We start from the raw sequence: 10,757 nt of genomic DNA, 5'->3' as shown, positions 1-10,757 counted from the left end.
CAAAATGTCAGGGTGTTTTTTTTAGAAGATAAGGGAGGGTTTATGAATGAAACATTTACTAACGACAACTGAATTAACTATTAATGAAATTAACGAAATTCTTGAAGATGCTCAATACTTTTTAGATGGTGGTACATGGTCAGCTGGGAAAAATATGTTTGTAGCGAATTTATTCTATGAAAATAGCACGAGGACGAAATGCAGCTTTGAAGTTGCTGAAAGAAGATTAGGAATTAATACGATCCCATTTGAAGTGAGTACATCAAGTGTGCAAAAGGGTGAAACTCTTTATGATACGGTTAAAACGCTTGAAGCAATAGGAGCAAATGCAGTTATTATTCGCCATAGCGAAGATCGATATTTTGACAGTTTAGATGGAAAAACAGATGCTGCAATCATTAATGCTGGTGACGGATGTGGGCATCATCCTACACAATCGCTTCTAGATTTATTAACCATCAAACAGGAATTTGGCTGCTTTCATGGATTAAAGGTTGCGATTATCGGTGATATCAGACATAGCCGAGTAGCAAGGTCGAATGCTGATACTTTAGTAAGATTAGGTGCTGAAGTTGTTTTTTCAGGACCTGAAGAGTGGTTTGATGATGAAATTCTTGAAAATGGGGTCAATTTTGAAAATATTGATACAGCTGTAGCTACTTCCGATGTTGTCATGCTGTTAAGAATTCAGCATGAACGCCATGAAGTTAAAGGGGATCGAACAGCTGAAGAATACCATCAAGCCTACGGATTGACTGTGGAAAGGGAAAGAAAAATGAAGCCAGGAAGCNNCAGCTCCTATCAATCGTGATGTTGAAATAGCTGATTGCTTAGTAGAATGTGAACGGTCAAGAATATTTAAGCAAATGACGAATGGTGTTTTTGTAAGAATGGCGGTATTAAAAAGAGCACTTGAACAATCTGAAAGGGGCGGTAAAGATGTCAACACTTATAAAGAATGGGCAGTTGCTAACTAATGAAGGGGAGTTCATTAGAAGAGATATCTTAATAGAATCTGGAAAGATTGTTGAAATAAAAGAAGGAATTTCAAAGGAAGCAAAAGAAACGATTGATGCTTCGGGTTTGCTTATTGCTCCTGGATTTATTGATCTGCATGTCCACCTTCGCGAGCCAGGAGGCGAGAAGAAGGAAACTATTGAGACTGGAACTAAGTCCGCTGCAAAGGGCGGATTTACAACGGTTGCGGCCATGCCAAACACTAGACCTGTTCCTGATTCTAAGGAACAATTGGAAAAGTTAAATAAACGTATTGAAGAAACGGCTTCTGTTCGAGTTCTTCCATATGCATCTATTACCATTCGTGAGATTGGTGAAGAGCTGACAGATTTCCAAGCACTTAAGGAAGCTGGGGCTTTTGCCTTTACGGATGATGGGGTTGGCGTTCAATCGGCTGCGATGATGCTTGCCGCTATGAAGCGTGCTGCTGAAATTAATATGCCAATTGTAGCCCATTGTGAAGAAAATACGCTTATAAATAAAGGCTCCGTTCATGAAGGAACTTTTTCAAAAGCAAATGGTTTGAATGGTATTCCTTCTGTATGTGAATCTGTCCATATAGCTAGGGATGTATTGCTCGCTGAGGCTGCTGATTGCCATTACCATGTTTGTCATATTAGTACAAAGGAATCCGTAAGGGTCGTACGCGATGCAAAAAAGGCAGGTATTAAAGTTACGGCTGAAGTAACGCCTCATCATCTTTTATTATGTGAGGAAGACATCCCTGGCCTTGATACGAATTATAAAATGAACCCTCCACTAAGAGGTTTAGCTGATAAAGAAGCACTAATTGAAGGAATTCTCGATGGAACAATTGACTTTATTGCTACTGATCATGCGCCACATTCAGCAGAGGATAAAGCAGAAGGCATGAAGCTGGCACCATTCGGGATTGTTGGATTGGAAACAGCGTTCCCACTCCTTTATACACATTTCGTGGAAAAAGGGATTTTCTCTTTAAAGCAATTAATTGATTATTTAACAATAAAACCTGCTCAAGCTTTTGGTTTATCTTTAGGGAAAATTGAAGTAGGAGCAGAAGCAGATATCGTCTTACTAGACTTAGAACATACAGAAAAAATTGATCCTGAACAATTTTTATCAAAGGGCAGAAATACACCTTTTGGAGGCTGGGAGTGCAAAGGCTGGCCTGTATTAACAATGGTTAATGGGCAAGTTGCATGGAGTAACAGAAAAGTAACAGTATGAATGAACAGCAAGAGGAATCCTGCTACAAGGGGTGTATATAAATGATAAAAAAAGAATTATGTCAAGTTGTATCACAACAAGAAATTGCTGAACGTATTTTTGAGCTCACCTTAAAAGGTGAGCTTGTTAACGAAATGAATGAGCCTGGCCAATTTGTCCATTTGAAGATTTCTGAACAATTTGACCCGCTTTTGAGAAGACCGATTAGTATTTCTGCCATAAACAAAGACGAGAAAGAGTTCACAATGATTTACCGTGCGGAGGGTAAAGGAACTATCATTCTATCAGAGAAGAAACCAGGTGATACTGTTGATGTTCTAGGCCCTCTAGGTCATGGCTTTCCATTAGAAGAGGCCAGTGCTGGAGAAACGGCACTTTTAGTTGGGGGAGGAATAGGTGTTCCGCCTCTATTTGAATTGTCTAAGCAGCTTGTAAAAAAAGGGGTCAAGGTTATTCATGTACTTGGCTTCCAATCATCAAATGTTGTTTTTTACGATGAGCAATTTACACAGCTCGGGGAAACATATGCTGCAACAGTTGATGGCAGCTATGGCAGGAAAGGATTTGTCACAAATGTGATCGAAGACGACAAAATTAACTTTGATATTCTCTATTCCTGCGGGCCTACTCCAATGCTAAAAGCATTAGAACAAGCATATAAACATAAGAAAGTTTACCTGTCCTTAGAGGAAAGAATGGGCTGTGGAATTGGAGCCTGCTTCGCTTGTGTATGTCATACTGGAGAAGATCCTACTGGATACACATATAAAAAGGTATGCAGTGATGGTCCGGTTTTCAAGGCAGGGGAGGTTGTATTATGAAAACTTTAGAAATAAGCCTGCCAGGATTACAATTGAAAAATCCGGTTATGCCGGCATCAGGCTGTTTTGGGTTTGGCAGAGAGTTTAGTCAGCTTTTTGATTTAAGCTTGCTCGGAGCAATTATGATAAAGGCTACAACATTTGAGCCTCGATTTGGAAATCCGACACCACGAGTAGCGGAAACCTCCGCTGGTATGCTGAATGCAATAGGATTGCAAAATCCGGGCTTAGAAAAAGTAATAAATGAAGAGCTGCGCTGGTTAGAGCAATTTGATGTTCCGATCATTGCTAATGTTGCTGGCTCCCAGGAAGAAGATTATATTGCTGTCGCTAAAGAGATTTCTAAAGCACCAAATGTCCATGCATTAGAATTGAATATATCCTGTCCAAATGTTAAGACAGGCGGCATTGCTTTTGGCACAATTCCTGAAGTGGCAAAGAACTTAACGAAAAAGGTTAAGGAAGTTTCTGAAGTACCTGTATACGTTAAATTATCACCAAATGTGACAAATATAGTTGATATGGCAAAAGCGATCGAAGACGGCGGTGCCGATGGTTTAACAATGATTAACACTTTAGTTGGCATGAGAATTAACTTGAAGACCGGAAAACCGATCTTAGCGAATCAAACAGGCGGATTATCGGGCCCAGCTATTAAACCAGTGGCAATCCGGATGATCCACGAGGTTAGCCAGCGAGTATCTATTCCAATCATCGGAATGGGCGGTATTCAATCAGCGGAAGATGTAATTGAATATTATTATGCTGGAGCAAGTGCTGTAGCTGTAGGAACAGCCAATTTCGTTGATCCATTTGTTTGCCCGACAATTATTGAAGAATTACCAGAACTATTACAAAGCCTAGGCTTCGAACATATTTCTGAGTGCACGGGAAGGAGCTGGAAATAAGCATGGATAAATCTATTATTATCGCTCTTGATTTTGCTGGTAAAAATGAAGTCTTCCGATTCCTCGAGAATTTTGGAGATGAGAAGTTATTTTTAAAGGTTGGAATGGAACTGTATTATCAAGAGGGGCCAGGCATCGTTCATGATTTGAAGGCACAAGGCCACGATGTTTTTCTAGATTTAAAGCTTCATGATATTCCAAATACAGTGAGAAGTGCGATGAAAGGACTTGCTAGGCTTGGGTGTGACCTCGTTAATGTACATGCTGCAGGCGGGAAAGAAATGATGGAAGCAGCTCTTGAAGGTTTAGATGCTGGAACCGGAACTGGACAGGCTAGACCTGCTTGTATTGCAGTTACTCAATTAACAAGCACATCAGAGGAGCAAATGAAGAAAGAACAGTTAATCAATGTTTCTTTAGAAGAGTCTGTTCTTCATTATGCATCACTTGCTAAGCAAGCGGGTATGGATGGTGTCGTATGTTCTACTTTCGAGGCTAGCCCGATTACTCAAGTATTAGGGAATTCATTTTTAACTGTGACACCTGGCATTCGTTTAAAGTCAGACGATGTAGAGGATCAAAAGCGGGTAGCCACTCCTGAATTTGCAAAATCAGAAGGTGTTTCGGCGATAGTTGTTGGCCGTTCAATTACTAAATCAGACAATCCGCTGGAGAAATATTTCATGTTCAAACAATCGTGGGAGGGTGTTCACCAATGCATCGCAAAATAGCAGAAAGCCTACTTGAAATTAAAGCTGTCGCATTAAAGCCAAACGATCCTTTTACATGGTCATCAGGTCTCCGTGCGCCAATTTACTGTGATAATCGCCTTACATTATCCTACCCTACCGTCCGTAAAGAAATTGCTAATGGGCTAAAGGAAACGGTTTTAGCGAAGTTTCCAGATGCAGAACTTATTGCAGGTACTGCTACAGCGGGTATTCCGCATGCTGCTTGGGTAAGTGATTTAATGGATCTTCCTATGTGTTATGTACGTTCAAAGCCGAAAGGCCATGGTCAGGGGAATCAGATTGAAGGTAAGGCTGAAGCGGGCCAAAAGGTCGTAGTCGTGGAAGATTTAATTTCTACAGGAGGCAGCGTCATTACCGCTGTTGAGGCACTTAGAAAGGCTGGCTGTATCGTGTTAGGGGTCGTAGCTATTTTCTCTTATCAGCTTCAAAAGGGTAGAGAGCTATTGGAAAATGCTGATATTACTGCTTATACGTTAACTGACTTTGAAACTTTGTCAGAAATTGCAAGAGAAAAAGGTTATATTCAGGAAGAAGATATGAAGAAGCTTTCGGAATGGAGAAATGACCCTGTAGAATGGGGAAAACAAGCATAAATTAATTCAAAAAGGCAAGCACAATTGGCTTGCCTTTTATTAATTTTTTAAAGCGAGAATTGTTTCCTCATCAGGGGTTACATAAATCGTTTGCTGATTATCATAGATGACGAACCCAGGCTTTGCACCGCTCGGCTTTTTGACATGCCTGATTTGTGTAAAATCTACAGGAACAGAGCTAGAATTTCGCGCTTTGCTGAAATAGGCTGCAAGGGATGCTGCCTCTAGAATTGTTTTCTCCATTGGTTCCTTGCTTCGTATGACTACATGGGAACCTGGAATATCTTTTGTGTGAAGCCAAATCTCATCTCTTCCTGCCAGCTTATTCGTTAAGTAGTCATTTTGTTTATTATTTTTTCCGACTAATATTTCTGTTCCGTCTGAAGACATATAGCGATCTAGTACAGGCTTTGCATTTTGGATTTTTTTATTTTTTCGCTTCTTTTTATCTTTTATATATTGACCTTCGATAAGTTCTTCGCGGATTTCCTCGATATCCTTCGGTGAAGCCGATTCAACTTGCTGCAGCAATGCTTCAAAATACGCTTGCTCTTTTCTTGCTATCTCAATCTGTTCTTTTACGATACTAATAGCATTTTTCGCTTTCTGGTATTTTGTAAAATACTTTTGAGCATTTTCCGATGGAGTTTTTTGCGGCTCTAACGGAATGGTCACGGTTGCCCCATGTTCATCATAGTAGTTGATGACTTTGATTTCCTTCATTCCTTTTTGAATGGCAAAAATATTAGCTGTAACTAATTCGCCATACAGCTGATGAATATCCGCATTTTCTGCTTCCTTTAAAGTAGCTAAAAGCTTATCAATTTTCTTCTCATTTTTTTCTTTTTCGTTCATGATAAAACGTTCAAGATCATGTGCTTGCTGTTTAACACGGTCACGTTCAGCCTTGCCAAAATAAAAGCGATCAAGCATTTCGCTTAGTGTTTGAAACTCCCTGGCCTTTCCTTGTAAATAAGTCAATTGAAAAAGATAATAGCTCTCTTTCTCACCACCCATTGTTATAGCGGGCTGTATTTGCTGTTTCTTCACTTTTTGCAAAATCGCTAAAAACGTCTTCGGCAAAGTTGCCCGATTAGCTAGTCCTGCCTGAAAGATGACTTCCTTTGCGAAAAGTGGAGATATTCCAGCAAAGCTTGAGACAAGCTGCTTATCAAGCTTCCCGCTATTAAAATCCAATTGCCTCAACACTTCAGTTTCGTCTGCTTCAAATGGATTTAATTTATTCTGACTTGGCGGCAATATGTATTCGTGTCCAGGCAATATGGCCCTATGTGAATTAACGGCAAATGAAACATGCTTAATACTATCTAGAATCATATTTCTCGTTTTATCGACTAATGTAATATTGCTATGCCGGCCCATAATTTCCACAATTAATTGTTTATAGGACGTATCCCCGATTTCGTTCCGCCCTTTTACTTCAAAAATCATAATCCGATCTAAATCCACCTGCTTAATATCTTCAAGAAAATACCCTTCTAAATGTTTTCTTAGGAGCATACAAAACATTGGAGGCTCAGCAGGGTTGTCATGAGTTTCATTTGTCAGCTGCACCCTTGCATAGCTTGGGTGAGCAGATAGGAGGAGTTTATGATTTTTTCCGTTGGCTCTTACTACTAAAATAATTTCATTTTTATAAGGCTGATGAATTTTATTAATTCTTCCGCCTTTTAATTCACGGGTCAATTCTTCAGTCATGGCCCTAGTAAATAAACCGTCAAATGACATAAGGGAACATCCTCTTCTTATTTAATATCTTCTTACACTTGCCGTAATAAGGTGGCAGCAATATTAGTGCTTAACGGACAACAGGACCGTTATTTGAGGAAAAGGGTGTTAATTTCTGATGTTTACGGACATACGTTCCGTTAATATGTAAAAAAGCATCGATTTCCTTGTGTTTTTTCAAAAATAGCGTCCTCTGTGTCCGTTTAGCCTTAAATTTAGATTATTTAATAGAAATAACGGATTCAATGTCCGTTTGTTTCTTCACCACATTTGTTTTTATCCTGCTCTCCTAAATATAATAGCATTTTTTTGGACGAGTCTGAATAAGCTTTCTTTAGACTAGACTGTTTTCGGGGTGATGTTTGCTAATTAAAAGGGGTGGTAGGTCCGAATGCTGTCACTTTAAAGGCATCTTTTCATAATAAAGGTCATAACTCTAGTTTGTACAAATATTTGCTTTTTTCTACAAGAAGCTAGAAAAGCGAGGCGACTGTTCAGCCCCGACAAGCATAAGGCAATCTTTCATGAAGGTTGTATTTTAACCTTTATGGAAGATTGACTTATGACCTCGAGGGGCTAGGAGCCGCAGCTAGACAATAAGGAGGAAGTGTGATGTTCGGATGAGATTTCATGAAATGAATGAAACAGAAGTTGAGCAGGCCCTTAATTCTGATAAGAAAGCCGGTTTAACTAAAGACGATGTAAAAAACCGAAGAAAACAATTTGGCTATAATGAACTGGAAGAAGGAGAAAAACAGTCTGCCCTACTTTTGTTTTTTAGTCAATTTAAGGATTTCATGGTCCTTGTTTTACTAGCAGCGACACTTGTTTCGGGACTCCTTGGTGAATACATAGATGCTGTCGCCATTATTGCTATCGTAATAATAAATGGTTTGCTTGGATTTTTTCAAGAAAGAAAAGCGGAAAAATCATTAGCCGCATTAAAAGAGCTTTCGGCGCCTCAGGTGAGTGTTTTAAGAGATGGGGAATGGATGAAGATTCCCACAAAGGAAATTGTCGTTGGAGATATTATTAAGTTTTCAAGTGGAGATCGAATCGGGGCAGATGTAAGATTAATAGAATCCAATAGCCTTGAAGTGGAAGAATCTGCACTCACTGGCGAATCGTTGCCGGTTTCGAAAACAATAGGCTCTATTAAAGCAGCAAATCTTGGAATTGGCGACATGGAAAACATGGCGTTTATGGGCACATTAGTTACACGCGGAAGCGGAGTAGGGCTAGTCGTTGCAATCGGGATGAAAACAGCTATGGGGCAAATTGCTGATTTGCTGCAAAAGGCTGAAACAATGACTACTCCATTGCAGCGCAGGCTTGAGCAGCTTGGGAAAATTCTCATCACGGTGGCCCTATTACTAACTGTTCTTGTAGTAGTTGTCGGGGTTTTACAAGGGCATGATCTTTATACGATGTTCCTTGCTGGAGTTTCATTGGCTGTTGCGGCAATTCCAGAAGGGCTTCCAGCCATTGTAACGGTTGCCTTATCCCTCGGTGTCCAAAGAATGATTAAGCAGAAGGCTATCGTAAGGAAGCTTCCAGCAGTTGAAACGCTAGGTTGTGCTTCGGTAATCTGTTCAGATAAAACAGGAACAATGACGCAAAACAAAATGACCGTTACTCATCTTTGGAGCGGCGGCAACGTATGGGGTGTTGATGGCGTTGGCTATGAACCTCAAGGGAAGTTCTATCGAAATGACAAGCAAATAGAAATAAAGAATGAAAAGTCACTTCAGCAATTGCTTATGTTCGGTATGCTCTGCAATCATGCAGAAATTAAACAAAAAGGTAATGAATATGTTATCGATGGAGATCCAACAGAAGGTGCTTTGCTCGTTGCGGCTATGAAGGCAGGTTACAGCCGTAACACTTTATTAAGCCAATATCAAATAATGAAGGAATTCCCGTTTGATTCTTCCAGAAAAATGATGAGCATCATCGTAAAGGATCATAAGGGCAGGCAATTTATTGTCACAAAAGGTGCACCCGATGTGTTAGCTGGAATATCCAGAAGTGTACTTTGGGACGGAAAACGCCAGCTTATGTCTCGTGAAGTTTCTAATAAAATTCAAGAAGCAATTGAAAGCTTAGCCTCTCAAGCCTTAAGAACAATTGCGATTGGATTTAAAGAAATTCCTGAAAATACAATTATTTTACATGAAAAAGAGGCAGAAAGAGATCTTACTTTTATAGGGCTTCATGGCATGATTGACCCTCCAAGACCAGAAGTAAAGGATGCTGTTAAGGAGTGCAGGGACGCAGGCATTAAAACCGTCATGATTACCGGTGATCATGTAATTACCGCAAAAGCAATAGCAAGTCAGCTTGGTATTTTTACAAACAACTCAAAGGTTTTAGATGGTAATGCGCTTTCAGAAATGGATGTTCATGAATTAGAAGAAGTAGTAGATGATGTTTCTGTTTTTGCCAGAGTTTCGCCAGAGCATAAATTGAAAATTGTCAAGGCTCTGCAGAACAGAGGACATATTGTGGCCATGACAGGTGATGGCGTTAATGATGCACCGGCCATTAAAGCTGCGGATATTGGGGTAGCAATGGGGATAACAGGGACAGACGTGGCCAAGGAAGCATCCGCGTTAGTTCTGCTTGATGATAATTTTGCTACGATAAAAGCAGCTATAAAAGAAGGCAGAAATATTTACGAGAATATTAGAAAGTTTATCCGATATTTGCTAGCTTCCAATGTTGGTGAAATTCTTGTTATGCTTTTTGCTATGCTGCTAGGTTACCCCCTTCCTTTAGTGCCTATTCAAATTCTTTGGGTAAATCTTGTAACGGACGGCTTACCTGCAATGGCTTTAGGTTTAGATCAGCCTGAAGATGATGTGATGAAACGGAAGCCAAGAAATCCTAGAGAGGGAGTATTTGCTAGGGGACTTGGCTGGAAAGTAGTATCACGAGGCTTTTTGATTGGGGTTGTAACTTTAATTGCCTTCATCATCGTATACAATAAAAATCCAGATGAACTCGCATACGCACAAACGATTGCCTTTTCCACCCTAGTAATGGCTCAGTTAATTCACGTATTTGATTGCCGCAGTGAGAAATCTGTTTTTGCAAGAAATCCGTTTGGCAACAAATATTTAGTTTGGGCAGTTATTTCATCCTTGGCTTTATTGTTCGTTGTCATTTACTATCCGCCTTTACAGCCAATTTTCCATACAGTTCCAGTAGTAATGAAGGATTGGTTTATGATTACTGGGCTTGCTGCTTTACCAACATTTTTATTAGCTGGTTCTTTTTTGGCAAGAAAAAGAAAATAAGATATGGTATAATCCAAAAGGTAATAGAGCATTTACTATTGCCTTTTTTGCTTGTATTCAAATTTTTAAATACATTTTTCTTTCCTTATGGTAAAATACGAACTAAATGTTTAATTATTTTTGTAATCCATAGATCAGGGCGTGTTTAATTATGGTTATAAGTATGACTGGTTTTGGCAGAGGGAAGAAGGTTGAGGGTTCTTTTACTGCCATAGTTGAAGTTAAAACGGTAAATCATCGATTTGCTGAATACCAAATTAGAATGCCGAAACAGCTTCTTTATCTGGAAGATAAAATTAAGAAAAAAATTAGTGAATATGTCCAAAGAGGCAGAATTGAAGTTTATATTACGATTGAGGGACAGAGCCTTTCAAGTCGGCATGTTCAAATAGATTGGGCATTATTAGAC

8 protein-coding genes and 1 pseudogene are annotated in these 10,757 nt (G+C 39.6%); 8 read left to right on the top strand and 1 reads right to left on the bottom strand.

Translation table 11 applies throughout. The features are described 5' to 3' along the window. Positions 1 to 46: 46 nt before the first annotated feature. From V7149_RS02860 to pyrE, 6 genes and pseudogenes are all read left to right on the top strand, one after another. Positions 47 to 977: pseudogene (locus tag V7149_RS02860) on the top strand (aspartate carbamoyltransferase catalytic subunit). Continuing rightward, the gene (locus tag V7149_RS02855; RefSeq protein WP_335344152.1) at positions 940 to 2,226 is read left to right on the top strand and encodes a dihydroorotase; all 1,287 of its coding nucleotides are present in this window, start codon (positions 940 to 942) and stop codon (positions 2,224 to 2,226) included. The pseudogene V7149_RS02860 and the gene V7149_RS02855 overlap by 38 nt, the downstream one beginning before the upstream one ends. A gap of 41 nt (positions 2,227 to 2,267) precedes the next feature. Then, positions 2,268 to 3,047, top strand: a complete 780-nt coding sequence (locus tag V7149_RS02850) for a dihydroorotate dehydrogenase electron transfer subunit (RefSeq protein WP_438823975.1) — start codon at positions 2,268 to 2,270, stop codon at positions 3,045 to 3,047. Then, entirely contained in the window at positions 3,044 to 3,955 is a 912-nt protein-coding gene (locus V7149_RS02845; RefSeq protein WP_335344151.1) for a dihydroorotate dehydrogenase, read from the top strand. Before V7149_RS02850 ends, V7149_RS02845 begins: the two co-directional genes overlap by 4 nt. Positions 3,956 to 3,957: 2 nt before the next feature. Next, positions 3,958 to 4,686 (top strand): orotidine-5'-phosphate decarboxylase, encoded by a 729-nt coding sequence (pyrF, locus tag V7149_RS02840; protein ID WP_335344150.1) that lies wholly within the window; start codon positions 3,958 to 3,960, stop codon positions 4,684 to 4,686. Beyond that, positions 4,671 to 5,300, top strand: a complete 630-nt coding sequence (gene pyrE, locus V7149_RS02835; RefSeq protein WP_335344149.1) for an orotate phosphoribosyltransferase — start codon at positions 4,671 to 4,673, stop codon at positions 5,298 to 5,300. The genes pyrF and pyrE overlap by 16 nt, the downstream gene beginning before the upstream one ends. Positions 5,301 to 5,339: 39 nt before the next feature. Here the strand turns inward: pyrE and V7149_RS02830 are convergent, their stop codons facing one another. Further along, on the bottom strand, positions 5,340 to 7,049 hold the full coding sequence (locus V7149_RS02830; RefSeq protein ID WP_335344148.1) for an Rqc2 family fibronectin-binding protein: 1,710 nt from the start codon (positions 7,047 to 7,049) through the stop codon (positions 5,340 to 5,342). Between the two features lie 620 nt (positions 7,050 to 7,669). On the opposite strand from V7149_RS02830, the gene V7149_RS02825 reads away from it, so the two are divergent. Beyond that, positions 7,670 to 10,348, top strand: a complete 2,679-nt coding sequence (locus V7149_RS02825; RefSeq protein ID WP_335344147.1) for a calcium-translocating P-type ATPase, SERCA-type — start codon at positions 7,670 to 7,672, stop codon at positions 10,346 to 10,348. Between the two features lie 151 nt (positions 10,349 to 10,499). Next, a partial coding sequence (locus V7149_RS02820; protein WP_335344146.1) for a YicC/YloC family endoribonuclease occupies positions 10,500 to 10,757 on the top strand: 258 nt, incomplete at its 3' end.

Source organism: Bacillus sp. JJ1503, from assembly GCF_036965125.1.
Taxonomy (GTDB): Bacteria; Bacillota; Bacilli; order Bacillales; family Cytobacillaceae; genus Cytobacillus.
This window is presented reverse-complemented; position numbering and strand designations above follow the sequence as displayed.